This is a genomic window from Ideonella livida, from assembly GCF_010499455.1.
In the GTDB taxonomy this organism is placed as follows: domain Bacteria; phylum Pseudomonadota; class Gammaproteobacteria; order Burkholderiales; family Burkholderiaceae_C; genus Ideonella; species Ideonella livida.
Map to the genome: position 1 here is coordinate 1 of NZ_JAAGOH010000043.1, position 24,442 is coordinate 24,442.

The following is a 24,442-nucleotide window of genomic DNA, read 5'->3' on the forward strand; positions in this document are numbered from 1 at the left end:
GCCCGAGCCCCAGCGCGACGCGCTGGCCGCGCTGCCGGCCCCGGCGCTGGCCCGCACCGCCGCCGCGGTGGCCGACCCCCAGGCCGGCCTAAACGCCTGGTGCGCCTGGCGGCGGGCACAGGCCGAGGCCCGCGAGGTCGGGCTGGAGGCCCTGGTGCAGGCCCTGGCCACGGGCGAGCTGGCGCCCGCGGACACCGCCCGCGCTTTCGAGGTCAACTACGCCCGCTGGTGGCTGGGCGAGGCGGTGGACGAGGACGAGGTGCTCAAGCGCTTCGTCTCGGCCGAGCATGAAGACCGCATCCAGGCCTTCCGCGCCCTGGACGAGGCGTTCACCCAGGTCACCCGCCAGTGGATCCGGGCGCGGCTGTGTGCCAGCCTGCCGGCCCAGGACGCGGTGCAGCGCCATCCCGAATGGGGCGTGCTGCGCCGCGAGATCACCAAGAAGCGCATGCACCTGCCGCTGCGCCAGCTGCTGCAGGAGATCCCCTCGGTGGTGCTGCAGCTCACGCCCTGCCTGCTGATGAGTCCGCTGTCCATCGCGCAGTACCTCACGCCTGACGCCGCCAACTTCGACCTGGTGGTGTTCGACGAGGCCTCGCAGATCCCGGTGTGGGACGCCATCGGGGCCATGGCCCGAGCCCGCCAGGTGGTGATGGTGGGCGACCCCAAGCAGCTGCCGCCCACCCAGTTCTTCTCGCGCAGCGAGGCCGACGACGAGGAGGAGGTGAGCGAGGGCGACATGGAAAGCATCCTGGACGAATGCCTGGGGGCCAGCCTGCCCACGCGCCACCTGTCCTGGCACTACCGCTCGCGCCACGAGAGCCTGATCGCCTTCAGCAACCACCGCTACTACGGCGGGGGCCTGGTCACCTTCCCCTCGCCGGTGACGCAGGACCAGGCGGTGAGCCTGCACCTGGTGGACGGCCGCTACGAGAAAGGCGGCGCCCGCATCAACGTGCCCGAGGCCAAGGCCCTGGTGGCCGACCTGGTGGCCCGCCTGCGCTCACCGGGCTTCAGCGCCTCGGGCCTGACCGTGGGCGTGGTCACCTTCAACGCCGAGCAGCAGCGCCTGATTGAGGACCTGCTGGACGAGGCACGCCGCCAGGACCCGGGCCTGGAGCCGCACTTTGCCGAAAGCCAGCTCGAGCCCGTGTTCGTCAAGAACCTGGAGAGCGTGCAGGGCGACGAGCGCGACATCATGTACTTCTCCATCACCTACGGCCCGGACCTCACCGGCCAGGTGGGGATGAACTTCGGCCCGCTCAACCGCGACGGCGGTGAGCGGCGCCTGAACGTGGCCGTCACCCGCGCCCGGCATGAGCTGCGGGTGTTCTCCAGCCTGCGCGGCGATCAGATGGACCTCTCGCGCACCCAGGCCGCCGGCGTGCGTGACCTCAAGCACTTCCTGGAGTTCGCCGAGCGCGGCCGGCGCGCGCTGGCCGAGGCGCACCGGGGCAGCCTGGGCGACTTCGAGAGCCCCTTCGAGGCCGGCGTGGCCCAGGCCCTGGGCCGCAAGGGCTGGCAGGTGCACACCCAGATCGGCGCCTCCTCCTTCCGGGTGGACCTGGCGGTGGTGCACCCCGACCTGCCCGGCCGCTACCTGGCGGGCGTGGAGTGCGACGGCGCCACCTACCACCGCTCGGCCACCGCCCGCGACCGCGACAAGCTGCGCGAGCAGGTGCTGCGCGGCCTGGGCTGGGAGATCGTGCGCGTGTGGTCCACCGACTGGTGGGCCAACCCGGGCGGCACCCTGGAGCGCCTGCACCAGCGCCTGCAGCAGCTGCTGGACGCCGACCGGGCACGCCGGCCGGCCGCCACAGGCGCCGCGGGCGCCGCGGCCCCCGCCGGCGAACCGGACCCCACCCCCGCCACCGCAGAAGCCGCCACGTCCGCCGCCTGAGGCCCGCCGGCGCCACCGCCTTGCCAGCGGCGGCGCCGGTTCCCAGAATGCCCCGTCATGCACAAGAAGCCGGACGTCTCCCGGGTGGACCTCAACCTCTTCACCGTGTTCGACGCCATCTGGCGCGAGGGCGGGCTCACCCGCGCCGCGGCCCAACTCCACATCACCCAGCCGGCGGTCAGCCATGCCCTGGGCCGGCTGCGCGAGGTCTGCGGCGACCCACTGTTCGTCAAGGTGGGCCGGCGCATGCAGCCCACGCCGCGGGCCCGGGCCATGGCCCCGCAGGTGCAGCAGGCCCTGACCGCACTGGGCCGGACCCTGGACGGCCCGCCGGGCTTTGACCTGCCCACCGCCCAGCGGCGCTTTGCCATCGGCCTGCGGCAGGTGCAGGAGCCCTTTGTGCTGCAAGCGCTGCAGGACCTGCTGCCGCAGTTGGGCACGCCGGCGGCGCCGGGGCTGTCGCTGGCCCTGGTGCGCATGGACCGCGAGCGGCTGGAGGACGAACTGCGCCAGGGCGTGCTGGACCTGGCGCTGGACGTGCACCTGCCCGTCTCACGCCACGTGGGCGCCTTGCAGGTCATGCGCGAGCCCATGGTGGTGCTGGCCCGCGCCGACCACCCACGGCTGGCCCGGGGCTGGCCTGCGGGTGAGGCCGCCGCCCTGGCCGCCTACCTGGCCGAAGGCCATGTGGCGGTCAGCACCCGCCGCGCCGGCCTGGGCCTGGAGGACAACGCCCTGTCCCTGCGCGGCCAGCAACGCCGCCAGTTGCTGCGCTGCCAGGACTACCAGGCTGCCTGCGCGGCCGTGGCCGCCACCGACTGGCTGCTCACCCTGCCCCGCCGCCATGCGCAGGACGCCTGCCAGCAATGGGGCCACCGCCTGCTGCCCGCGCCCTGCCCCATGCCGGCACTGAAGATCTACCTCTATTGGGACCACCGGCTGGACGCCGACCCCGCCAACCAATGGCTGCGCCAGACGCTGATCGAGGGCCTGGGCCGCAGCGCACCGCCGGAGCCCGCATGACAGCCTCAGGCCCGCGCCGGCACAATCGGCCCGCCCGCCGGCGACCCGCCGGGCGCCCTCTTCCCCCCCGCCCTCCCGCATGAAGACCCTTCGCTACCTGCTGGCCCAACGCGCCCAGTGGATGGAAAACCAGCTCTACGACGGCGCCGAGGCTGAAGGCTACGGCTACGTCACCCCTGCCATGTCGCGCATGTTCGGCCAGATGGGCGGCAAGGAGCCGGTGAGCCTGTCAGAGCTGGCACGGCGCCTGATCGTCTCGCGCCAGGCGGTGCACCAGATGGCCAATGAAGCCGTCAAGCACGGGCTGGTGGAACTGGTGGACAGCCCCACCAACAAGCGCGTGCGGCTGGTCCAGTTCACCCCCAAGGGCGAGGCCATGTGGGCCAGCGGCTCGCGCACCCTGGCCCAGATCGAAGCCCGCCTGGCCGAACGCCTGGGCGCGCAGGATGTGGAGGCCCTGCGCCGCATCCTGGGCGCGGACTGGGGCTGAGCGGCCCCGCCTGCTGCGCCCGGCCTTTCAGCCCGCCCCGCCGTGGCGGGCCAGCGCCCAGCCCAACGCCGCCACGGTGCTCGCCTGGGCACCCGTCTCGCGGGCGGTGGGGCTGCTGGCGGTGCCTTCGGCCACACGGCGGCGGATGCCCTGCAGGATGGCGGCCAGGCGGAAGAAGTTGAAGGCCAGGTAGAAGGGCCAGTCGGCCTGCACCGCCGCCTGCTGCGCGGCCAGGCCGCGGCGGGCCAGGTAGCGGCCCACCGTCTCCTCCTGTGACGGGATGCCCAGGGCCCCCAGGTTCTGGCCCGGCCGGGCAAAACCGCGCAGCGCACCGCCGGCGGGCAGGTGCCAGGCCATGCAGAAATAGGCCAGGTCGCTCAGCGGATGGCCCAGGGTGGACAGCTCCCAGTCCAGCACGGCCAGCACCTGGGGCCGGCTGGGGTGGAAGATCAGGTTCTCCAGCCGGTAGTCGCCGTGCGTCAGCGCCACGGCTTGGGCGTCGGTGCGGCGCGGCAGGTGCTGCGGCAGCCAGTCGATGAGCCGCAGCATGGCCTCGCAGGGGCCCTCCTCGGTCAGGCTGGCTTGGTACTGGCGCGTCCAGCGCGCCAGTTGCCGCTCGAAGAAGCCGCCGTGGCGGCCGAAGTCGTGCAGGCCTGCGGCGGCCACGTCCACCTCATGCAGCGCGGCGATGACCCGCACCGCCTCGGCATGCACGGCGCGGCGCTCGGCCGCGGCCAGGCCGGGCAGGCTGGCATCGCGAAAGATGCGGCCGGGCACGAAATCCATCACGTAGAAGGCGCCACCGATGACGGATTCGTCGGCGCTCTCCAGACGCACCGCGGGCACCGGCACCGGGGTGCCGGCCAGGGCGCGCAGCACCCGGGCCTCACGCTCAATGGCATGGGCAGAGGGCAGCAGGCTGGCGGCGGGGCCGGGCTTGGCGCGCAGCACCCAGGCGGGCGCGTCAGGGGCGGGGCCAGCACGCAGCAGCCAGGTGGGGTTGCTCTGGCCGCCGGCCAGGCGCTCCAGCCCCAGGGCGGCGGGGTCGTCCGGGCAGCCGGGCAGGCGGGGCCGCAGCCAGGCGTGCAGCGCCTCGCGGTCCAGGGCCAGGGGGCTGCGCGCGGGCGGCGCCGCCGGATCGGGGGATGCAGGGGAAGGGAGCTCGGTCATGGCGGGGCCTCGGGTTCTTCCCAGGCTTGCCGGCGCCTGGGCTCTGTGGAACCATTGTCAAACACCTTGACATTATTTCCACGTCGGTCCGGGCTGATGCCCCGGGGCTAACCCGCAGGGGCTGCCCCCACCGCCAGACTGCCCTGCCCACCCCGCCCGCCCCCACCGCGAGATCGCCTGCCATGACGGAGCCCCGCCTGCCCCCTCACCCCCCCGACACGTCCGCTGGCGGCCTGCCCGCCCTGTTCAGCCTGAGCGGCCAGGTGGCGGTGGTCACCGGCGGCTCCCGCGGCCTGGGCCTGCAGATGGCCCGCGCCCTGGGCCAGGCCGGCGCCACCGTGCTGCTGGTGGCCCGCAAGGCCGCCGAGCTGGACGAGGCCGCCACCGCCCTGGCTGCCGAAGGCCTGCGCGTGGCCACCTGCGCGGCCGACCTGAGCGACCTGGAGCGTCTGCCCGCCCTGGTGGCCGGCTGGCTGGCCACCCACGGCCGGCTGGACGTGCTGGTCAACAACGCCGGCATGGCCTGGGCCGCGCCCGCCACCGACATCACCCCGGCCCAGTGGCACAAGGTGATGGCGCTGAACCTGGACGGCCTGTTCTTCCTCAGCCGCGAGGTGGCCCGCCAGGCCTTCATCCCGCAGGGCTGGGGCAAGGTGGTCCACATCGCCTCGGTGGGCGGGCTGCAGGGCAATTCGCCGGACATGCACACCGTGGCCTACAACGCCAGCAAGGGCGCGGTGGTCAACCTCACCCGCGCCCTGGCCTCGGAGTGGGGCCCGCATGGCCTGCATGTCAACGCCATCTGCCCGGGCTTCTTCCCCACCCAGCTCTCGCAGGGCTTCCTGCGGCATGTGGAGGCCGGCGTGCTGGCCAAGACGCCGCTGCGCCGCATGGGCGGCGAGGAGGACCTGATGGGCACCGTGCTCTACCTGGCCAGCCGCGCGTCGCACCACGTCACCGGGCAGTGCATCGTGGTGGATGGCGGTGCCAGCACCACCTTGTTCGGCGACCTGCTGCCCACGGCCGAGGCGCCGCCTCCGGCCTGAGCCCGGGCCCCACCCACACCGGCATTTCCCCCTCACGCGCCCCCACCACACAAGGAGACCTGCGCATGACCGCCTTCACCCCCCGCAAGACCCTGGCCACCCTGGCCGTGGCCGTCGTCGCCGCCGCTGGTGGTCCGCCCGCCTGGGCCGACATCACCATTGGCGTGAGCCTGCCGCTGACCGGGCCGGCCTCCTCGCTGGGCATTCCGCTTCAAAACATGGTCAAGCTCTGGCCGCAGCAGATCGCCGGCGAGAAGCTCAACGTCATCGTCATGGACGACGCCGGCGACCCCAGCAAGGGGGTAGACCACGTGCGCCGCTTCGTCGAGCACAAGGCCGATCTGGTGATGGGCAGCATCGTCACGCCGGTGGCCGCCGCGCAGGCGCAGCTGCTGTTTGACGCCCAAACGCCGCAATTCGCCCTGGCGCCGGTGATGCTGCCGCCGGGCAAGGAGACCTGGACCTTTCGCATGTCACAGGGCACCGCCCTCATGGCCAGCATCGTGGTGGACGAGCTGATCAAGGCCAAGGTGAAGACCGTGGGCTTTCTGGGCTATGCCGATGCCTATGGCGAAGGCTGGCTGACCGAGGTGAACAAGCTGCTGGCCAGCCGCCCAGGCGCGCCCAAAATGGTGGCGGTGGAGCGCTTTGCCCGCACCGACGCCAGCGTCACCGGCCAGGCCATCAAGCTGGTGAGCGCCAACCCCGAGGCCATTCTGGTGGCCGCCTCCGGCGGTGGTGCGGCCATGCCGCACCGGGGCCTGGTCGAGCGGGGTTACAAGGGTCCCATCTACCAGACCCACGCCGCGGCCAGCCGCGACTTCATCCGCCTGGGCGGCAAGGACGTCAACGGCGCCCATGTGTTGGCCTCGCCCTCGGTGGCGGCCGAGCAGATTCCGGCCCACCACCCCTCCAAGGCGCACGCGCTGGACTTCGTCAAGCAGTACGAGGGCGCCTACGGTGCGGGCACCCGCGCCATCTTCGCGGCCAGCGCCTATGACGTGATGGTGCTGCTGGGCAAGACGGTGCCCGTGGCCCTGAAGGCCGGCCGGCCGGGCACGCCCGAGTTCCGCACCGCGCTGCGCGACGCCACCGAACGCCTGGGGCCCACGGCCATGTCCAACGGGGTGATGCACTTCACCAAGGACGACCACTGGGGCCACACCGCCCACAGCGGCCTGGTGGTGCGCGTGGACAACGGCGACTGGAAGGTGGAGTAAGCGCCGCGGCGGGTTGTCAGGCGCAGGGAAGGTGGGGCGTGAATAGTTCACGCTCCCTCGTCAACACCCCCATCGCAGGCAGGCTGCGGCCGTCGCCCCCACGGCGGCGCGCGCCAGCCGGAGACAAGCCGCCATGCGTGAGATGCTTCCCCCCATTGCCTTTGACCGCCCCCCCGTCACCACGGCCAAGGGCCTGCCCCGCCGCACGGCGCTGGCCTGCGCCCTGACGCTGCCCTGGCTGGCGCGCGCCGTGCAAGCCCAAGAGGCGGCCCCCAGCTGGCGCCTGGGCCAAACCATCGACCTGAGCGGCCCGCTGGCCGACCTGGGCCGCGCCATCCACCACGGCGCGCGCGCCTGCTTTGAGGCGGTCAACGCCAAGGGGGGTGTGGACGGCAAGCCCCTCGAGCTGATCGCCAAGGACGACGCCTACGACCTCAAACGCTCAGAGCCCCTGGCCGACGAACTGCTGGCCGACCGCAGCCTGCTGGCCCTGTTCGGCTGCTTTGGCACGCCCATGGTGGAGAGCCTGCTGCCCAAGGCCGAGAAGGCCGGCGTGCCGGTGTTTGCGCCCTACTCCGGCGCGCTGTCGGTGCGCCGGGGCAACCCGCGCAGCGTGGTGCATGTGCGCGCCAGCTATGCCGACGAAGTGGGCCGGATCATCGAGCACCTGGCCACCATTGGCACCCGGCGCATCGTGGTGGCGCACCAGGCCAACAGCTTTGGCAAGGAAGTGGCCGACGCGGCCGCCGTCTCGCTGGAGGCCCACAAGTTCAAGGCCCTGGGTGTCGCCAGTGTGAAGAACGATGCCAGCGACGCCGAGGCCGCCGCCAGCCAGCTCATGGCCAAGGAACCGGAGGCGGTGCTGGTGGGCCTGGCCGGCAAGCCGGCACTGGCCTTCATCAAGGCCGCCAAGGCCCACCGCAAAGGTGTGAGGGTCTATGCCCTGTCGGTGATGGGCGCGGCGGCCACCGTGCAGGGCCTGGGTCCGGACGGTGTGGGCGTGGCGGTCAGCCAGGTGGTGCCGCTGCCCACCCAGACGGTGACGCCCATCGTGCGTGACTTCCATGCCGCGTGGAAGGCGCTGGGCACCGACCTGCCAGCCTCGCACACCGCCCTGGAGGGCTACATCAACGCCCGGGTCTTCGTGGAGGCGCTCAAGGCCGCCGGCAGGGGCGCCGGCCGCACCAGCCTGATGGACGCGCTGTGGCGCCTGCGCCGCCTGGACCTGGGCGGCATGGACCTGCGTTTTGCCGAGCCGGGGCAAAGCGCCTCTCGTTATGTCGAGCTGACCATCATCGGCCGCGACGGGCGCTTTGTGCGCTGAGCGCTGAGCACGCCGGGCGCTGTGGCACCTGCACCTGCGCCTGCGCCGGCGGCATCCTGCAGGACCGGCGGCCAGCCGGCCGCCGCCGGCCTCAGGGCCCGCCCAAGGGCACCCGCACCAGCAGCCGCCCCTCAGAGGCCAGTCCCGCGGCCATCAGGCCATCGGGCAGGATGACCACGGAATTCCCCACCAGCCGGTCCCAGCCCGGTGCGGCGCGGAAGCTGCGCAGCAGCGCCCCGGTGGCGCTGTAGAGGTTCAGGTCCGTGTTGTCGTAGTAGGCGTCAAAGCCGCACAGCACGCGCCCGCCAGCGGTGACGGCCACGTTGTTGGGATAGGCCTGGTTGCCCGGCAGGGCGCCGATGTAATGGCCGTCTGCGCCATCGGTAATGCCGCAGGTGTACAAGCCACCGCCGCCCGATCCGGCGTATACCCCGCCCCCCGAGGCCGAGTAGGCACGGGTGCCATCCGGTGACACCGCCAGGTCCCGCAGATTGCCCCTGGAGGCCGTGTTGAGGTAGGCGCCTACGGTGGAAAACACCATGCCCCCGCCCATGGCGGAGTGGTCCAGCACATAACGCGCGCCCAGGCTGAACACCTGCTGGCCATCATCCGCGGCGGTGAGCTTGGACCCCATCGGGCCGCTGTACAGGGGCAGCACCCGCCGTCCGTCCACGTAGCCGGTGCCGTCGCCCCCCACCAACACGAGGTCCACCCCATTCGGGCGCACCACTGTCAGGCCTTCGTAGATCGCGGAACTCAGGCTCCAACGCCCGCTGCGGCGCCGGGTCACCAGGTCCACCACCACCAGAGACTGGGTGGTGGTGTCCATCACGTACAGCGTCTGGCCATCAGGTGAGACGGCCATGTCGCCCAGCGCGTTGCCCACGCCGGAGACGGTGCCGATCTTGGCGGCGGTGTAGGCGTGGAAGATGTCGATGGCGGTGCCACCGGTGTGGGCGTACAGGTAGGGTCGGCGGGGATCGGCCACCAACCGGGCGTAGGCCGCGGGCAGGCTTTGCCGGGTCACGGTGGTGGGCGCGGTCGTGTCCTTCCAGAAGGACACGCGAACCACGGCCGGCGCCACCCCGGCGAGGGGCGAGCTGAGGGTGACCGTGGCGTCCTGCAACTCACCGGCCGGCACGGCAGAGGGGTCTGCGGTCAACACCAAGGGCGTTCCGCCCGAGCCGGTGCGACCGCTGGCGGTGACCTGCAACCAGGGGGCGCTGGAGGTGGCGGTCCAGCCCAGGTCGCCCCCCAGGTTGTCGGCCACCGTGAGTTGGCGCGAGAGCACCGCGCCGGCCGGCGTGCTGCCCAGGCCCACGCCCCAGCGCGAGGGCAGCAGGCGGCGGGCATCCAGGTTGAGGTTGACGGTCAGGGGCAGGGTGACGGTGTCGCCATTGACCTGGGCGGTCACGGTCACCGTCGCGCTGCTGGAGCCTGAAGGGGCCACGTCGGCCCGCGGCGTGAAGCTCAACGTGGTGCCCGCCTGCGACACCGTGCCGCTGGGCGTGCTGGTGGCCAGCCAGTCGGGCAGGCCAGACAGGGTGAAGGGCCAGGCGGTGGCGCCGGTGTTCAGGCTGATGTGGACCGTGCGGGCCGACAGGTCGCGGCCCCGATCGCCACCCAGGGTGACGGCTCGGGTGGCGGCCGTCAGCGTGGCCGGCCACAGGGTCATCCGGGCATTCACGCTGAGTGTGGGCAGGCCGGCGCCATGGAGCAGCACGCGGGCGTCATGGCCGCCAGCGGCCAGGGCGCCACGGGTGGGATCGGGCTGCAGCCACACCGCACCCGGCGTGGTGCCCGACGTCGGCGAGGCCAGCAGCCAGTCGGCCGTGGTGGACGCCGTCCAGGCGCTGGGCACACCGTTGTTGACCTCAAAGCCCAGGCGCTGGGCGGGGATGGGGCTGCCGTTGACCGCCGTGAAGCTGGGCGAACCAGACGTAAGCACAAACTGCGCAGGCAACACCTCGACCGACACCGGGATGCTGACGGTCTGGTCGTCGCTGGCCCGCACCAGCACCTGGGCGCTGTGCCGGCCTTCGGGCAGGTCGGCAGTGGCCAGCGTCAGTGCCATCTGGCCCGGCAGGCTGCCGTGGCCTGTCGCGACCCGCACCCAATCGGCCGACGGTGTGGCGGTCCAGGTGCCCGTGGGGCCGCGGACATCCACGGTCACGCTTTGCATGGGGTTGCCGCCGCGCTGCGGCGGCTCAGCGCCGTTCTGCCGGCCGGCAGCGCCCGGCATCACGCCAGGGGTTGCGGCGCAGGCCGCAACGCTCCAGGCGATCCAGCCCCTGCCAGTACAGGCGGGGGCGTTTGTCCCTCAACCCCAACCCCTGCAGGGGTAGGTCGGTGCTGGCGGGCACGGCCCGCGGGCGCGGGGGCGGCAGGCCCAGGGCGGGCAGTTCCTCGGCCCGGATGCGGAAGGCGCCACCGGCGCTGTCGCGGTCCTGCAAGCGCGCGGCCTCCACGCTCTTGCGGCGCGCCCAGTCCAGGCGCTTGGGCCTCAGAGCTGGCAAGCCAGGGTGCCCAGGCCCTCAAAGGCCAGGCGCACGGTGGCGCCGCGCGGCACCGGGCGGCAGCCGCTCCAGCTGCCGGTGGTGACCACGGTGCCGGCGGGCACCGTCTGCCCGTGGCGGGTGAGGTGGCGCAGCCAGGCCGGCACGCCCCACAGCGGCCCGCCCAGGGTATGGGTGCCCGTGAACGCCAGGCTGTCCTGCCCGTCCCAGGCCAGGGTGAGGGCCTGGGCGGTCCAGTCACGCGGGCTCAGCGGCTGCCAAGGGCCCAGCACCAGGGCGCCATGCACCTGAAAGTCGGCCAGCTGGGCCGGCGGCGGCACCACGGCGCCGGCGGCCCAGCGGCTGTCCACCACTTCCATGGACAGGGCGAAAGCATCCACCACGCGGGCGGCGTCCTCGGGGGTGAGGGCCGCGGCCTGGGCGGGCGTGACGGCTTGCCCCAGGCGCAGGGCGATCTCGGCCTCGATGCGGGGGGCGAAGAAGGACAGGCCGCGCAGGTCGGCCACCTGGCCCTGGGCCACGGTGTGCACGCCCGCCGGCAGCAGCGGGGCATGGGTCAGCCGGGCCTGGCGGCCAGGGCCGCCAGACTTCCAGTGCCCGGGCACGGCGTCGGCCGCCCAAGCGCCCAGGGCCACGCCCTGGGCATGGGCCACGGCGCAGCCAGTTTCATCATCCGGCGCGCCGGCCAGCAGGGCAGGGTCCAGGTCCAGCGCCTGGCCGCGGGCGCGGGCCTGCAGCAAGGCGTCGCACAGGACGCGGGCGGCGGGGGTGGGCAAGGTGTCAGGGGTCACGGCAGAAACGCGGGCGCTGGGGCCCGGGGAAAGGTGAGGAAAAGGGCGCGCGCATTGTGCGCGCGCCGCGGGGGGTCAGCCGGTGGCCGCCGGGGCGGCCTCCAGCCGGAAGGCGGAGACGGCCGACAGCAGGCGCTGGGCCTGGCCCTGCAGGCTCTCGGAGGCGGCGGCCGACTGCTCCACCAGGGCGGAGTTCTGCTGGGTCATCTGGTCCAGGGAGCGCACGGCGGTGTGGATCTCGTGCAGGCTGCGGGCCTGCTCGCCGCTGGCGCCGCTGATCTCGCCCACGAACTGCGCCACCCGGTCGACCTGGGCCACGATGTCGGCCATGGTCTGGCCGGCCTGCTGCACCAGGCGGGCACCCCCCTCCACCGTCTCGGTGCTGCCGCCGATGAGGCTGCGGATCTCGCGGGCGGCAGTGCCACTGCGGCCGGCCAGCTCGCGCACCTCCTGGGCCACCACGGCAAAGCCGCGGCCCTGTTCCCCGGCGCGGGCGGCCTCCACCGCGGCATTGAGCGCCAGGATGTTGGTCTGAAAGGCGATGCCGTCGATCACGCCGATGATCTGGGCGATGCGCGAGGAGGCGGCCTGCACCCGGTCCATCATGGTCACCACCTCGCCCACCAGGGCCTGGCCGCGCCCGGCCACCTCGCGGGCGGACTGGGCCAGCGCGGTGGCCTGCTGCGCGGCCTCGGCGTTCTGGCTGACGGTGCCGGTGAGGTGCTCCATGGCGGCGGCGGTCTGCTCCAGGGTGCTGGCCTGCTCCTCGGTGCGCTGCGAGAGGTCGTGGGTGCCCAGCGCGATCTCGCCGGCCCCGGTGGTCACGCCCTCGCTGGACTGGCGCACGGTGCTGACGATGTGGCGCAGCGATTGCTGCATCTCGCACATGGCGCGCACCACGCTGCCAGCGGGGGCCTGGGCGCCGCGCAGGTCGCAGGCCATGTCGCCCGAGGCCACCGCCCGGGCGGCCAGCACCACCTCGGCCGGCTCGCCGCCGAGCTGGCGCACCACCGAGCGGGTGAGCACCACCCCCAGCACCACGCCCACCAGGGTGCCGCCCAGGGTCATCAGCAGGAGCGACCACCGCATGCGGGCGTACAGCGCCTGGTTGGCGGCATTGATCTCGCCGGCGCGCTCGATCTTGCGGGCCATGAGCTTCTCCATGAGCTCGTCGGCGGCGCGGCCGTGCGGCCCCGCGCCGCGGTTGACCAGCTCGGCAACCTCGTTGGTGCTGGTCAGCGGCGCCTGCCGCAGCGCGGTCAGCACCTGTTGCACCGCTTCACGGTAGGCACGCAGGTTGGCCTGGGTCTGCTCAAAGAGCTTGCGCCCTTCTGGCAGCTGGAAGGCCACCGCCGCCCGGGCCAGCTCGGTTTCCATGGCGGCCAGGGCGGTGCCGGCCTGGCCGATGTCGGTCTCGCGAGCCTGCGGCGTGCCGGCCAGGATGGCGGTGCGCAGGCGCAGGGCCGCGGTCAGCAGCTGCATATTGGCCTCGGCCACATGGCGCAGGCTCATCATCTCGCGCTCATACATGCGGGTGGCCGCGGCATTGAGGCCGGCGCTGGCGTGCAGGCCCATGCCACCGATGAGGGCACCGATGCCGGCCACCAGCAGGAACGCACCCAGCAGACGGGTGCGCAGGCGCCACCGTGACATCCAGTCGATCATGTGTAGGACTCCCTTGGCAGACGCGGGCCCTGGAACGGCCCGCTGCGCAAATTCTGGAAGCCTTTGATCTGCATCAACACCCAAATTGCGGCGCTGCAGCAATCCAAATCAGGGGCGCGCCGTGCAGGGGTCACGGCCGGACGCGCCGGCCGGCGAAGCGGCTGCAGGGGGGCGGGATGGGCCGCCGTGTGGACCTCAGTGCGGCCGGCGCCCGCGCATCTGCCGCACCATGGCGGCAAAGAACTTCTCGGCAAAGTCGTCACCGGCAATCAGCTGCTGGGTGAGGTCGGCACAGCGCTGGCTGACGGCGTGCGGCAGGGCCACGTTGTCGCCCGCCATGGCGCCGGCGGCCACCTGGATCTCGGCGGCGCGCTGCACCGTCCACAGCAGGAAGAAGGCGCGCGGAATGTCCAACTCGCCCACGGCAATGCCGTGGTTGCGCAGCACCAGCACATGCTTGTCGGCGCCCAGGCTGGCCAGCATGCGCGGCTTCTCCTCGGCAAACAGGGTGATGCCCTCGAAGGCGTGGTACGCCACCCGGCCGGTGAGCTGGGCGCCATAGAAGTCGTCATGCCCGAAGCCGGCGCGCTTGAGGGCGATGGCCGACACCGCGGTGGTGTGGGTGTGGATGACGCAGTGGATGTCTTCGCGGGCGCCGTGGATGGCGCCGTGCAGCGCAAAGCCCGCCGGGTTGCCGTCGTAGGGTGAGTCCTCGACCTTGCGGCCGTTGACGTCCACCTTGATGAGGTTGGCGGGCGTGACCTCGTCGTAGTTCAGGCCGAAGGGGTTGACCAGGTAGTGGTCGGTGCCGGGCAGGCGGGCGGAGATGTGGTTGAAGATGGTCTCGGTCCAGCCAAAGAAGTCGACCAGGTGGTAGCAGTCGGCGAGCTGGCGGCGCAGTGCCCATTCGGCATCGCTGACGTGGGCGGGCTGGAGGGGGGCGGGTTGCAGGTCCATGGGATGACGTCGGTGGGCGGGAAGGTGGCGGGAAGGTGGCGGGAAGGCGGCTCAGGCGGCGCGGCGGCGCAGCGCGCCCTCACGGCGCTGGGCGTGCCAGCGGGTCTGGGCCAGCAGGGTCTGGGTGGCGGGCATGGGCAGCTCGTACAGGCGGGCCAACTCGACGAGGGCATCGCCAATGGCCGCCAGTTCCAGGGGCCGGCCGCGCTCAAAGTCCTGCAGCATCGAGGTGCGCACCGCGCCCATGCCTGCGCCCAGGCGCAGGAACTCGATGGGGTCGATCTCCAGCCGGGCGCCGTGGGCGGCGGCCACCAGCATGGCCTCGAACATCACCGAGCGCACCGTCTCCAGCAACACAGGGTCGGCGTAGATGTCGGCCAGGGTGGCGCCCGTCACCACCGACAGCGGGTTGGAGGTGAGGTTGGCGATGAGCTTGGTCCAGAGCTTGTCGCGCAGGCGCGGCAGGCCACGGGCCTGGATGCCGGCGTCCTGCAGCAGGCGGCACAGGGCCTGCAGGCGGGGGCTGAGCCGGCCTTCGGGGTCGGGCTGCAGCTCGCCGAGCATGAGCAGGTGCGGCGTGGTGGAGCGCACCCGGCCCGGGGCGGTGGCCTCGGCGGTGACAAAGACCACGCTGCCGATGAGCTGGGCGGCGGGCAGACGGGCCAGCAGCGTGCCCTCGGGGTCCACCGCCTGCACCCGGCGCCCCTCAAAGCGGCCACCCGTGCCCTGGAAGTACCAGAACGGCACGCCGTTGACCAGCGGCAGCACCAGGGTGTGCGGGCCGATGGCACCGCCCAGCTGCGCGGCCAGGGCGGGCAGGTCCTGGCTCTTGCTGGCCAGCAGCACCAGGTCATAGGCCTGGCCGGGCGGCAGGGCGGCCAGGGTGGCGGCGTCCACCGGGCGCACCGGGGCGATCCAGTGGCCGTCCAAGTCCTCCAGCTGCAGGCCGTGCGCCTGCAGGGCCTGCAAGGTGGCGCCGCGGGCCAGCAGGTCCACGGCATGGCCGGCGGCGGCCAGGCGGGCGGCCAGGGTGCAGCCGATGGCCCCGGCGCCGGCCACCAGCACGCGCTGGGGGCCGTCGGGGTCCTGCGGCGGCCAGGGGCGGGTCGACATGGCGGGCTCCTGCGGCATCAGGCGGCCACCGGCGCTGCACCCAGCGCGTGGTAGCCCCGGTTGAAGTAGGCCAGGCCGGCCGGCGCCGGGGCCTCGGGCTGGCGCACCTGGTCCAGCTCGACGATGAAGACGCTGTGCGTGCCCACCTCGTGGATGGCGGTGATGCGGCCGTCGAGCTGCACCAGCGCGCCCTCCAGCTGGGGCGATCCGGTGGCACCGGCGCACCAGGGCACCTGGGCAAAGCGCTGCTCCATGGTGGCCTCACGGCGGGCGAACAGGGCCGAGACCTCCTGCTGCGCGGCGCTCAGCACGTTGACGCACAGCACGCCATTGCCGGTGAAGAAGCGGTGGGCGTGGCTGCTGCGGTTCATGCACACCAGCACGGTGGGTGGGCTGTCGGTGACGCTGCACACCGCCGAGGCGGTGAAGCCGGCGGGGCCGGCGGGGCCGTCGGTGGTGATGACGGTGACGGCGCCGGCCAGGCGCGAGAGGCCCTCACGGAAGGCGGCGGGGGATACGGGGTGGTCGCTCATGGCGGGCTCCGGAAAGCAAGGGCGTGCGGCCGCTCGGGGGCTCAGAGGTCCAGCACCAGCCGGGGGCTGCACGCACGCGAGCAGCACACCAGGATCTGGTCGTTGTCGGCCTTCTCCTCGTCGGTGAGGTAGGCGTCTCGGTGGTCGGGGGTGCCCTCCAGCACGGTGCAGGCGCAGGTGCCGCACACCCCCTCCTCGCAGGAGACGGCGACCTTGACACCGGCTCCGCGCAGCACCGCCAGCAGGGACTCGGTGGCGCCCACCTGCAGCGTCTTGCGGCTGCGGCGCAGCTCCACTTCAAAGGCGCGCTCGCCGCCGGCGGGCGCGGCCGCCACCGGGGCGCTGAAGTACTCGCGGTGGCGTTGGCCGGCGCCCAGGCCGGCGGCCTCGGCCTGGGCCAGCACCGCGTCCATGAAGCCGGCGGGGCCGCAGACGTAGACATGGCCGCCAGCCGGGGCGGCGCGCAGCACGGCCTGCGTCTGCAGCGCGGCCTCGGGGCCCTGGTCGTCAAAGTGCAGCGTCACCCGGTGGGCCCAGGGCGCGGCCAGCAGCTCGTCGACAAAGGCCGCCTGGGCGCGGCTGCGGGCGCAGTAGTGCAGTTCAAAGGCGGCGCCCAGGGCATGCAGGCGCCAGGCCATGGCCAGCATGGGCGTGATGCCGATGCTCCAGCCGATGAGCACGCTGTAGGGCGCCGCCTCGTCGAGCGGAAAGTGGTTGCGCGGGGCGCTGATGGCCAGCCGCGCGCCGTCGGTCAGCAGGTGCTGGTGCACCGCCTGCGAGCCACCGCGCGAGGCCGGGTCCTTGAGCACGCCCAGGCGGTAGCGGCGGTTGTCGGCCGGGTTGCCGCACAGCGAGTAGGGGCGCACCAGGCCGCCGGGCAGGTGCAGGTCGATGTGCGCACCGGCGCTGAAGGCCGGCAGCGGCCGGCCGGCGGCGTCTTCCAGCTCGAAGACGGCCACGGCCTGGCCCTGCAAGGCCGGCGCGCGCACCACCACGTCCAAGAGTTCGGTGTTCATGGTTTGGGTTCCTGTGGGCGCGCTCAGCGCATGAAGAGGCCGCCGTTCAAGTCCCAGGCGGCGCCGGTGACCGAGGCCGCGGCCTCGTCGGCCAGCAGCACCACGGTGCGGGCGATGAAGGCCGGGTCGCCCAGGCGCTGCACCGGGATGGTCTGGACGATCTGCGCCAGGCGCTCCGGCGGCACCATGGCGTGCACCGAGGGCAGGTCCAGCGGCCCCGGGGCCACGGCGTTGACGGTGACGCCCTGCGCGGCCAGCGCGCGGGCAAACACCTTGGTCAGCGTCAGGATGCCGGCCTTGCTGGCGGCGTAGTGCGCCCCAGACGCCGTGCCACCGTTCTGCCCGGCCAGCGAGGCGACGTTGACGATGCGGCCGTAGCCGGCATCCGCCATGGCCGCGCCGATGACCTGGCAGCCCAGGAAGGTGCCGCGCAGGTTCACCTCGGTCACCCGGCTGAACTCCTCCGGGCTGATCTGCATGACCGGGGTGGTGAGCGTGAGCGCGGCGTTGTTGACCAGCACGCGGGGCACGCCCCAACCCATCTCGGCCAGTTGCGCCAGCGCGGCGGCAAAGGCGGCCTTGTCGGCCACGTCCAGGGCCAGGCCGCAGGCGCTGCGGGCGTCAGGGTCCAGCGTGAGGGCGGCGTCGCGGGCGGCGGCGCCGTCGCGGTCGGTCAGCAGCACGCGGTAGCCGGCGGCATGCAGCGCGGCGGCGATCTCTCGGCCCAGGCCGCTGGCCGCGCCCGTGACCAGGGCCACGGGGCCGGGCAGTTCCAGATCAATGACCATGGCGGAGCCTTCCGGGTCAGAGGATGAAGCCGATGCCGGCCAGGGTGTCGGTGGAGTTGATCAGGCGCAGCACCTTGCGCTCGATGCGCCAGACGCCGCCGCCGTTGTCCACCAGGGTCCAGGTGACGTCGGCGGTGTACTGGTGGCGCTGCGTCTTGCGGAACTCGTGCAGGTCCTGCACGCCGCGCAGCACCACGGTGCCCGCGTCCTCGGACAGCACCCGCAGCCGCGAGACGTTGCGCACGGTGCGCGCCATGGGCTGGGTGGACACCGACTCGCCGCTGGTCAGCCGCGCCACGCGCAGGCTGCGCATGATGGCGTCGTCGTGGGCGTAGTTCAGGGTGTTGTCGAAGTCCTGGGTGTCGGGGTCGATGGGCACGATGTAGGTGCCGGTGGGCGACCACAGGTCCAGCCAGGCGGCGTACTCGCCGTGGTCCAGCATGTCGGCCTCGGCCCAGACGAAGGCCGTGAGGCGGTTGAGCAGTGCGATGTTCATGGTGTGCGGGGCAATGAGGGGGGGGGACGGGGAAGCCGCTCAGGCGGTCATGAGCCGCTTCCACTGGCGATAGGCGGCGCGCATGCCGGTCTCGGCGCTGACGTCGCTGGCGCGGCCGTCTTCGGTCAGGCGCTCGCCGGGCAGGCCGCGGTTGACCAGGATCCACAGGTCGCGCCCGGCCTTGGCGCCCTGCTGCACGCGCTCCCAGGCCTCGCTGTCGTCCGGCGTGCCAAAGCCCATGGGGCCCTGGAAGTGCTCGTGCAGCCGCAGCCGGGCCTGGTTGGCGGCGGCAGGCCCGCCGTCCATGACGATGGCGGCGTGGTGGATCTCGGTCTCGTTGACCGACACCGGCTGCAACACCCGGAAGAAGGCCATCGAGCAGGCGATGTTGGGGAACAGGTTCAGGTTGAAACCGGTGCCGCCGACGGCGCGCACCAGGCGGCGCACCTTCTGCTCGTCATGGCCCTCGTCGCGCAGCGCCTGGGCCAGGGCCTCGAAGCGCTCGGGGATGGGCGCGTCCAGGTGGGCTTCGAGGTCCACCAGCTCGGGGATCATCACCATCACGCTGTGGCCGTTGCCCAGGTCCTCCACATAGCCCGGGCCCTTGACGAAGTCGAACACCTCTTTGGTCTGCTCGTCGATGGAGCTGAGGAAGCTCTTGTGCACCAGCGGGAAGTGGTAGGCGTCGGTGGTGTTCTCCAGCTGGATCTTCCAGTTGCCGGGGAAGCGGAAGCGGTGCTCGCCGGCCACCTTGACCGGGTAGCCGCCGGCCTGCTTCATGAACAGGTCGATCCACTTCTTGGCCGGGCCCAGCCAGTCGACCAGGGGCTCCAGGTCGTCGCGGAAGGTGGCGAAGACCATGCCGTGGTAGGTCTCCACGCGCAGGCTCACCAGCGGGAACTCGCCCTTGTCCAGGCAGTCGCCGTAGCTCTCGGGGAAGGGCACGCCACGCAGCTGGCCGTCCAGCGCGTAGGCCCAGCCGTGGTAGGGGCACACAAAGCTGGCGGTCTTGCCCTTCTTGTGCTCGCAGACCGTGGCGGCGCGGTGGCGGCAGCGGTTGAGCAGCACGTGGATCTGGTGCTTGCGGTCACGGCTGACGATGACCGGCTCCATGCCGACCCAGTGGGTCTTGAAACTGCCGGGCTCGGGCAGCTCACTCTCGTGCGCGACCCAGACCCAGCAGTTGCGGAAGATCTTGTCCATCTCGGCGTCGAAGATGGCCGGGTCGGTGTAGAGCGAGGTGTGCACGCGGTCCTCGCGCACCAGCTCGCCGAGGTCCGGGGCGGGGCGGTGGAAGGTCACGGGGGCGATGGGGGCGTTCATGGGCGGGCCTTGAATGGGGTGAAGACGGGGGATGGGGGGCGGGGGCTCAGCGGGCGGGCACGGGCAGCGCGGCGTCGGCGTGCCAGGTGCTCACCGGGCGGCTGAGCAGGTTCTCGGTCTCGAAGTGGGCGATGCGCCAGGCGCCATCGGCCCCGCGCCGCATCTGCAGGGTGAGCTGCGCGGCGTTCAGGTGCGCGCCACCGGCCGAGAAGCTGGAGGTCTGCACCATCTGCCACTGCGCCTGCGCGCGGTCGGGGCCGGTGGGCGTGATCTGCTCGTTGCAGAGGAAGTGGGCGTTGAAGCGGAAGTGCGGCGGTCGCTCGGCATCGCCGCAGTAGCGCGCCAGCATGGCCACGATGGCCGCGCGGCCCTGGTGGCCGCCGAAGGCCGCGCCGTAGCGCGCGCCCTTGCCGGCCCACACCGCGTCGGCGGTGAAGCAGTCGCCCAGCGCGTCCAGGGGCGTGGAGGCGTCCAGCCGGTCGCACAGCGCCATGTAGCGCAGCACGCAGGCGCGGATGGCCTCGGCGTCCTCGAAGCGCTGCAGGCGGGCCTGCAGGGCGTCCAGGCGCTGGCTCAGGGTGGCAAGGTCGCTCATGGCCGCGGGACTCAGGCCTGGGCGGGCGCGGCGGCCGGGGGCAGCAGGTGCGCGGGCACCACCAGCTCGCGGCCCATGCGGGCCTCCACCTTGGCGTACTTCCACAGCTTGTACGGCCCCTGGCCCACCACGATCGTGCGGAACAGGTTGCAGGCGGCATGCACCGTGGCGGGGTCCGGCACGTCGGCCAGCACGTAGCAGGTCCAGGGCCACTGGGTGGACGGCCCGACCATGCTCTGGTCGTCGTCCATATTGCCCAGCACCGTCACCCCGGGCAGGGCGGCAATGCCGTTCATCATGCTGCCAAAGGCCAGCCAGACGTCCTTGGCCTCCTCGGGGGTGGCGTCGAAGAAGTTCTGGTTGATGCCGATGCAGAACAGGGTGCGGATGGCCATGTGCAAAGTCCTTGAAGCAGGGGGATCCGTGGAGGGGTCAGAGGTAGCCGGGGAGCGGCTTGCGGCCGAAGAACATGGCGCCGGCGTTCTGGAAGGTGATGTCGCCCATGAAGGCGTGCTGGGTCAGCACCTCCACGTCGCGCACCTGCTGCGACAGCGGGCAGTCGTGGTACACGCCGGTCATGCCTGCCTGCATCTGCATGGCGCGGGCCACCTCGGCGCTGACGCGGGCGGCGTGGGTGCTGGACAGGCGCAGCAGGCTGGTCTGCTCGGGCGAGACCTCGTCGCCACGCAGCAGGCTGTCCCAGGCGGCATCGATGGCCTCGTAGAAGAAGGCGCGGGCGGCGCGCAGCTGCGCCTCGGCGCGGGCCAGCTCGATCTGGGTCTGCGGCCGGTCGGCCAAGCCCGGCGCGCCGGTCACCGAGACGCGGCCCTCGGCCATGTCGCGCAGGCTCTCGATGGCGCCGCGGGCGATGCCCAGACCCACCACACTGAGCACCTGCGCCGCAAACGACAGCGTGGGGTAACGGAACATGGGCTCGGTGCGCGGCGAGCGGCTGCCCCGCACAAAGGTCCAGTCCTCGGGCACCACCACCCGGTCCACCACCACATCGTGGCTGCCGGTGCCCACCAGGCCGGTCACGTCCCAGGCGCGCTCGATCTTCACCTTGGCGCGCGGCAGCACCGCCATGCGCGGCAGGCCGGTCTTCTCGCCTTCGGCCGGGGCGATGCCCACGCCGATCACGTCGGCGCCGGTGCAGCCGCTGGACCAGGCCCAGCGCCCGCTCACCTCAAAGCCCCCCTCCACCTTGGGCGCCCGCTGCGGCGGGAAGATGCCGCCGGCGAACACCACGTCCGGGCCGTGGGCATAGACCTGGGCCAGGGTCTCGGGCGGCAGCGCCGCCAGGTAGGTCACGCCCATGCCGAAGCTGGCCACCCAGCCGGCCGAGCCGTCGGCCGAGGCGATCGCCTCGATGGTCTCGCAGAAGGTGCGCGGGCCCAGGCCGTCACCGCCCAGGGCGGTGGGCACCAGGGCGCGGTAGATGCCCAGCGCCTTGAAGCGCTCGACCACGTCGGGGGCGATCTGGTGCAGGCGGGTGAACTCGGCGCGGCGTGCACGCACCTCGGCCATCAGCTCGGTCAGCAGCGCGCCGGGCCGGGCCAGGCTCGGCCGGCTCGCCGCCGCAGGGGTGGCCGCCACGGGCCGATCCAGGGTCAGGGTGTTCATCGGGCTTCTCCAGCAAGGGCGCCCACGGCCCGCAGGCCCAGGCGTTGGGTGATGAGGGTGGCGACGGCGCACAGGGCCTCATCGCCCCCGCGCCGGCCCACCAGCTGCAGGCCCACGGGCAGGCCATCAGCGCGGTTCAACGGCAGGGTGATGGCCGGGTGGCCGCTGAGGTTGAAGGGGCGCACCAGGCGCGTCATGGCCACGGCGGCCAGGGTGTCGGCGGCCTCGGCCAGGCGTGGCGGCGGGCTGGCCAGGGTGGGCAGAGCCAGCACCTCACAGGTGGCCAGGGCGGTGTCCACCTCGTCGGCAAAGCGGCGGCGCACGGCCTCGGCGCCGGCCAGCTCGGCCTCTGTGGTCTGCGCGGCGCGCGCCAGGCGCAGCGCCACATCCGCCCCCACCCGGCCGGTGGCCAGCAGGGGGGCGCAGGCCGCCCAGGTCTCACGCTGGATGACGCTCAGACCCGCGGCGTAAGCGGCCTCAAACGACGGCAGCAGCACGGCCTGCACCGGCTGGCCGCAGGCCCCCAGGGCCCCGGCCACGGCGTCGCGGGCGGCGGCCTCGGCCTGCACATCCACCAGGCCGAGGCGCCAGGCCGACGGCAGGGCCGGCAGGCCGCGCCAGTCGGCGCACAGCACGGCCATGGCGGCCACCAGGGGGTCCAGGTGGTGGGCCAGCGGGCCCACGCAGTCCAGCGAGCTGCGCGCCGGCATCACCCCGTCGCGGCTGACCCGGCCAAAACTGGGCTTGAGCCCGAACACGCCGCAGCAGGCAGCCGGGGTGCGCACCGAGCCGCCGGTGTCGGTGCCCAGGGCCAGAGGCACCGCCCCGCTGGCCACCGCCACCGCCGAGCCGCTGGAAGAGCCGCCGGGCACCCGGTCGGGCCAGGCGGGGTTGAGGGGGGTGCCGGTGTGGTGGTTGATGCCGGTGGTGCCAAAGGCCAGCTCGTGCAGCACCGTCTTGCCCACCACGCGCCAGCCGGCGTCCAGCAGCCGCTGCACAGCCACGGCATGGCGGGGGGCGGGGCCGGCGTGCTGCAGGGCGGCGCTGCCGGCCTGGGTGGGCACCCCGGCCACGTCCAGCGTGTCCTTGACGACCAGGGCCGGCCCGGCGGGGTCGCCCAGGTCCAGCGGACGGACCAGGCAGTGCGGAGGAAAGGGCTTGGACATGGGCGGTGGGCGGGGGAGGAAGGCGGACCCCAAGGCGGGGCGATGGGCCGAACGATAGGGTTTGATTACGTGAATCGTCAACCAAATATCCGAGGGCTGCGTCTGAGCAAAGACGGTGCCTGAAAACGTGAAGATTCCTTGATCTGGGGCATGGCACCCCACTTTGGTGAACCGCAACCGCCGTCAAAGCGGCGCAAAACCTCGGGCAAACCCACACAAATGCGCCCGTTCACGGCCCTGAAACCCCGGCACCTCTAGAACGCGCGAGAACGCGCGAAGACGCGCACGGGACGTCCCGAGCCCCAGAAAGCGTGAACTCGCAAGTTTTTTGTAAACGTGAATTGGCACGGTTTCTGCTGACCCAGGTCAAACCGCCCGGCCTGCCGTGGCGGTGTCACCCCGCCCTGTGATCCCTGCTGACGGCGCCCTCGCGGCGCCCGGAGAGTCCCGATGCGCAAGTCCTTCCGTCTGCTTCCCTGCGTGCGTCCCGCCCTGCTGGCGGCCCTGCTGCCCACCCTGGCGCTGGCCGGTGGCCTGCTGGCCAGCCCCGCGGCGCAGGCCCAGATCAAGGTGGGGGTGGTCACCTCTTCCACCGGCCCCATCGCCCTGGTGGGCCTGCCACAGAAGAACACCGTGCCACTGCTGCCCAACCGGGTGGCCGGCCTGCAAGTGCAATACATCCCGCTGGACGACGGCAGCGACCCCACCGCCTCGGTGGCGGCCTTCAAGAAGCTCATCAACGAGGAGAAGGTCGACGCGATCATCGGCCCGAGCGGCTCGCCCAACGCCATGGGTGTGATTCCCTTCGCCGCCGAGGCCGGTGTGCCGATGTTTGCCCCGGTGGGCACCGCCGCCGTGGTGCTGCCGATGAACGAGCAGAAGAAGTGGGTCTTCAAGACCACCCAAAACGACGACCTGATCGCCCGCGCCCTGGTGGAGCACATGGCCGCCAACAAGGTGCGCACCGTGGGCTTCATCGGCACCGCCGACCCCTACGGCGACAACTGGCTCAAGGTCTTCACCGGCCTGGCGGAGAAGGCCGGCCTGAAGGTGGCCGCGGCCGAGCGCTTCCAGCGCCAGGACACCTCACTCACCGCGCAAGGCCTGAAGGTGCTGGCCACCGGGCCTGACGCGGTGCTGATCGCCGCCCCCGGCAGCTCGGCGGTGCTGCCGCAGACCACGCTGTACGACCAGGGTTTCAAGGGCAAGGTCTACCAGACCCACGGCGCCGCCCTGCCCGACTTCCTCAAGCTCGGCGGCAAGAAGGTGGAGGGCACCATCCTGGCCGCCGGGGCCATGCTCGTGCTCGACCAGGTGGCCGCCGACCACCCCACCCGCAAGATCGCCCAGGGCTATGTGGACGCCTACGAGAAGCTCCACGGCGCCAAGCCCGCCACCTTCGGTGCCAATGTGTACGACGCCGGCCTGCTGCTGCAGGCGGCCATCCCAGTGGCGCTCAAGAAGGGCAAGCCCGGCACGCCGGCCTTCCGCGCCGCGCTGCGCGACGCCATCGAGCAGGTCAAGGAGCTGCCGGCCACCCAGGGCGTCTACACCTTGAAGCTGCCGGCCACCCAGGGCGTCTACACCTTGAGCGCGGCCGACCACAGCGGTTTTGACGAGCGCGGTCGCGAGCTGATCACCGTGAAGAACGGCCAGTGGACCCTGCTCAAGTGACCACGGAGGGGCA

General features: G+C 72.5%; 23 protein-coding genes. 7 read left to right on the plus strand and 16 right to left on the minus strand.

Going from position 1 to position 24,442, the window contains the following annotated elements; all coding sequences use genetic code 11:
- The 3 genes from G3A44_RS20905 to G3A44_RS20915 form a co-directional block, all read left to right on the plus strand.
- On the plus strand, positions 1–1,900 hold a 1,900-nt coding region (locus G3A44_RS20905), incomplete at its 5' end, for a PDDEXK-like endonuclease domain-containing protein (RefSeq protein ID WP_239062023.1).
- Between the two features lie 57 nt (positions 1,901–1,957).
- Entirely contained in the window at positions 1,958–2,923 is a 966-nt protein-coding gene (locus G3A44_RS20910; RefSeq protein WP_163459693.1) for a LysR family transcriptional regulator, read from the plus strand.
- Positions 2,924–3,002: 79 nt separating this feature from the next.
- A complete protein-coding gene (locus G3A44_RS20915; RefSeq protein WP_163459694.1) occupies positions 3,003–3,413 on the plus strand; it encodes a MarR family winged helix-turn-helix transcriptional regulator in 411 nt (136 codons plus the stop codon).
- 27 nt (positions 3,414–3,440) lie between these two features.
- Here G3A44_RS20915 and G3A44_RS20920 read toward each other — a convergent pair whose 3' ends face one another.
- A complete protein-coding gene (locus G3A44_RS20920) occupies positions 3,441–4,583 on the minus strand; it encodes a phosphotransferase (RefSeq protein WP_163459695.1) in 1,143 nt (380 codons plus the stop codon).
- Positions 4,584–4,765: 182 nt separating this feature from the next.
- On the opposite strand from G3A44_RS20920, the gene G3A44_RS20925 reads away from it, so the two are divergent.
- The 3 genes from G3A44_RS20925 (at position 4,766) to G3A44_RS20935 (ending at position 8,173) form a co-directional block, all read left to right on the plus strand.
- Positions 4,766–5,629, plus strand: a complete 864-nt coding sequence (locus G3A44_RS20925) for a glucose 1-dehydrogenase (RefSeq protein WP_163459696.1) — start codon at positions 4,766–4,768, stop codon at positions 5,627–5,629.
- Between the two features lie 65 nt (positions 5,630–5,694).
- On the plus strand, positions 5,695–6,849 hold the full coding sequence (locus tag G3A44_RS20930; RefSeq protein WP_163459697.1) for an ABC transporter substrate-binding protein: 1,155 nt from the start codon (positions 5,695–5,697) through the stop codon (positions 6,847–6,849).
- 133 nt (positions 6,850–6,982) lie between these two features.
- On the plus strand, positions 6,983–8,173 hold the full coding sequence (locus tag G3A44_RS20935) for an ABC transporter substrate-binding protein (protein WP_239062024.1): 1,191 nt from the start codon (positions 6,983–6,985) through the stop codon (positions 8,171–8,173).
- Positions 8,174–8,264: 91 nt separating this feature from the next.
- Here G3A44_RS20935 and G3A44_RS20940 read toward each other — a convergent pair whose 3' ends face one another.
- From G3A44_RS20940 to G3A44_RS21010, 15 genes are all read right to left on the minus strand, one after another.
- Positions 8,265–10,415, minus strand: a complete 2,151-nt coding sequence (locus G3A44_RS20940) for a BACON domain-containing protein (protein ID WP_163459698.1) — start codon at positions 10,413–10,415, stop codon at positions 8,265–8,267.
- Positions 10,381–10,689 (minus strand): hypothetical protein, encoded by a 309-nt coding sequence (locus tag G3A44_RS20945; RefSeq protein ID WP_163459699.1) that lies wholly within the window; start codon positions 10,687–10,689, stop codon positions 10,381–10,383. The genes G3A44_RS20940 and G3A44_RS20945 overlap by 35 nt, the downstream gene beginning before the upstream one ends.
- Positions 10,677–11,480, minus strand: a complete 804-nt coding sequence (locus tag G3A44_RS20950; protein ID WP_163459700.1) for a fumarylacetoacetate hydrolase family protein — start codon at positions 11,478–11,480, stop codon at positions 10,677–10,679. Before G3A44_RS20950 ends, G3A44_RS20945 begins: the two co-directional genes overlap by 13 nt.
- 75 nt (positions 11,481–11,555) lie before the next feature.
- The gene (locus G3A44_RS20955; protein ID WP_163459701.1) at positions 11,556–13,145 is read right to left on the minus strand and encodes a methyl-accepting chemotaxis protein; all 1,590 of its coding nucleotides are present in this window, start codon (positions 13,143–13,145) and stop codon (positions 11,556–11,558) included.
- A gap of 195 nt (positions 13,146–13,340) precedes the next feature.
- Positions 13,341–14,102: a class II aldolase/adducin family protein gene (locus G3A44_RS20960; protein ID WP_163459702.1), complete on the minus strand. Its 762-nt coding sequence runs from the start codon at positions 14,100–14,102 to the stop codon at positions 13,341–13,343.
- A 51-nt stretch (positions 14,103–14,153) separates the two neighbouring features.
- Positions 14,154–15,215: a ketopantoate reductase family protein gene (locus tag G3A44_RS20965; RefSeq protein ID WP_163459703.1), complete on the minus strand. Its 1,062-nt coding sequence runs from the start codon at positions 15,213–15,215 to the stop codon at positions 14,154–14,156.
- Positions 15,216–15,232: 17 nt separating this feature from the next.
- Positions 15,233–15,748 carry a flavin reductase gene (locus G3A44_RS20970; protein WP_163459704.1) on the minus strand — a complete coding sequence of 172 codons (516 nt, stop codon included), beginning with the start codon at positions 15,746–15,748 and terminating at the stop codon, positions 15,233–15,235.
- Between the two features lie 41 nt (positions 15,749–15,789).
- Entirely contained in the window at positions 15,790–16,764 is a 975-nt protein-coding gene (locus G3A44_RS20975; protein WP_163459705.1) for a PDR/VanB family oxidoreductase, read from the minus strand.
- A 23-nt stretch (positions 16,765–16,787) separates the two neighbouring features.
- A complete protein-coding gene (locus G3A44_RS20980) occupies positions 16,788–17,552 on the minus strand; it encodes an SDR family NAD(P)-dependent oxidoreductase (RefSeq protein WP_163459706.1) in 765 nt (254 codons plus the stop codon).
- 16 nt (positions 17,553–17,568) lie between these two features.
- Positions 17,569–18,048, minus strand: coding sequence for an aromatic-ring-hydroxylating dioxygenase subunit beta (locus G3A44_RS20985; RefSeq protein WP_163459707.1), 480 nt, complete (start codon positions 18,046–18,048; stop codon positions 17,569–17,571).
- Positions 18,049–18,087: 39 nt separating this feature from the next.
- Positions 18,088–19,371 carry an aromatic ring-hydroxylating oxygenase subunit alpha gene (locus G3A44_RS20990; RefSeq protein WP_163459708.1) on the minus strand — a complete coding sequence of 428 codons (1,284 nt, stop codon included), beginning with the start codon at positions 19,369–19,371 and terminating at the stop codon, positions 18,088–18,090.
- 46 nt (positions 19,372–19,417) lie between these two features.
- Entirely contained in the window at positions 19,418–19,966 is a 549-nt protein-coding gene (locus tag G3A44_RS20995) for a nuclear transport factor 2 family protein (protein ID WP_163459709.1), read from the minus strand.
- Positions 19,967–19,977: 11 nt separating this feature from the next.
- Positions 19,978–20,361, minus strand: a complete 384-nt coding sequence (locus G3A44_RS21000; RefSeq protein ID WP_163459710.1) for an IacB protein — start codon at positions 20,359–20,361, stop codon at positions 19,978–19,980.
- A 37-nt stretch (positions 20,362–20,398) separates the two neighbouring features.
- Positions 20,399–21,589 carry an acyl-CoA dehydrogenase family protein gene (locus G3A44_RS21005; protein WP_163459711.1) on the minus strand — a complete coding sequence of 397 codons (1,191 nt, stop codon included), beginning with the start codon at positions 21,587–21,589 and terminating at the stop codon, positions 20,399–20,401.
- Positions 21,586–22,755, minus strand: coding sequence for an amidase (locus G3A44_RS21010; protein ID WP_163459712.1), 1,170 nt, complete (start codon positions 22,753–22,755; stop codon positions 21,586–21,588). The genes G3A44_RS21005 and G3A44_RS21010 overlap by 4 nt, the downstream gene beginning before the upstream one ends.
- Positions 22,756–23,247: 492 nt before the next feature.
- On the opposite strand from G3A44_RS21010, the gene G3A44_RS21015 reads away from it, so the two are divergent.
- Entirely contained in the window at positions 23,248–24,429 is a 1,182-nt protein-coding gene (locus tag G3A44_RS21015; protein ID WP_375138686.1) for an ABC transporter substrate-binding protein, read from the plus strand.
- The last annotated feature ends 13 nt before the right edge of the window (positions 24,430–24,442 follow it).

Coding starts and splice junctions, on each gene's coding strand:
- G3A44_RS20975 (WP_163459705.1), bottom strand. CDS start 16,764: ATGAACACCGAACTCTTGGACGTGGTGGTGCGCGCGCCGGCCTTGCAG.
- G3A44_RS20960 (WP_163459702.1), bottom strand. CDS start 14,102: ATGGACCTGCAACCCGCCCCCCTCCAGCCCGCCCACGTCAGCGATGCC.
- G3A44_RS20980 (WP_163459706.1), bottom strand. CDS start 17,552: ATGGTCATTGATCTGGAACTGCCCGGCCCCGTGGCCCTGGTCACGGGC.
- G3A44_RS20990 (WP_163459708.1), bottom strand. CDS start 19,371: ATGAACGCCCCCATCGCCCCCGTGACCTTCCACCGCCCCGCCCCGGAC.
- G3A44_RS20930 (WP_163459697.1), top strand. CDS start 5,695: ATGACCGCCTTCACCCCCCGCAAGACCCTGGCCACCCTGGCCGTGGCC.
- G3A44_RS21010 (WP_163459712.1), bottom strand. CDS start 22,755: ATGTCCAAGCCCTTTCCTCCGCACTGCCTGGTCCGTCCGCTGGACCTG.
- G3A44_RS20925 (WP_163459696.1), top strand. CDS start 4,766: ATGACGGAGCCCCGCCTGCCCCCTCACCCCCCCGACACGTCCGCTGGC.
- G3A44_RS20955 (WP_163459701.1), bottom strand. CDS start 13,145: ATGATCGACTGGATGTCACGGTGGCGCCTGCGCACCCGTCTGCTGGGT.
- G3A44_RS20940 (WP_163459698.1), bottom strand. CDS start 10,415: ATGCCGGGCGCTGCCGGCCGGCAGAACGGCGCTGAGCCGCCGCAGCGC.
- G3A44_RS20915 (WP_163459694.1), top strand. CDS start 3,003: ATGAAGACCCTTCGCTACCTGCTGGCCCAACGCGCCCAGTGGATGGAA.
- G3A44_RS20995 (WP_163459709.1), bottom strand. CDS start 19,966: ATGAGCGACCTTGCCACCCTGAGCCAGCGCCTGGACGCCCTGCAGGCC.
- G3A44_RS20920 (WP_163459695.1), bottom strand. CDS start 4,583: ATGACCGAGCTCCCTTCCCCTGCATCCCCCGATCCGGCGGCGCCGCCC.
- G3A44_RS20910 (WP_163459693.1), top strand. CDS start 1,958: ATGCACAAGAAGCCGGACGTCTCCCGGGTGGACCTCAACCTCTTCACC.
- G3A44_RS21005 (WP_163459711.1), bottom strand. CDS start 21,589: ATGAACACCCTGACCCTGGATCGGCCCGTGGCGGCCACCCCTGCGGCG.
- G3A44_RS20965 (WP_163459703.1), bottom strand. CDS start 15,215: ATGTCGACCCGCCCCTGGCCGCCGCAGGACCCCGACGGCCCCCAGCGC.
- G3A44_RS20970 (WP_163459704.1), bottom strand. CDS start 15,748: ATGAGCGACCACCCCGTATCCCCCGCCGCCTTCCGTGAGGGCCTCTCG.
- G3A44_RS20935 (WP_239062024.1), top strand. CDS start 6,983: ATGCGTGAGATGCTTCCCCCCATTGCCTTTGACCGCCCCCCCGTCACC.
- G3A44_RS21000 (WP_163459710.1), bottom strand. CDS start 20,361: ATGGCCATCCGCACCCTGTTCTGCATCGGCATCAACCAGAACTTCTTC.
- G3A44_RS20985 (WP_163459707.1), bottom strand. CDS start 18,048: ATGAACATCGCACTGCTCAACCGCCTCACGGCCTTCGTCTGGGCCGAG.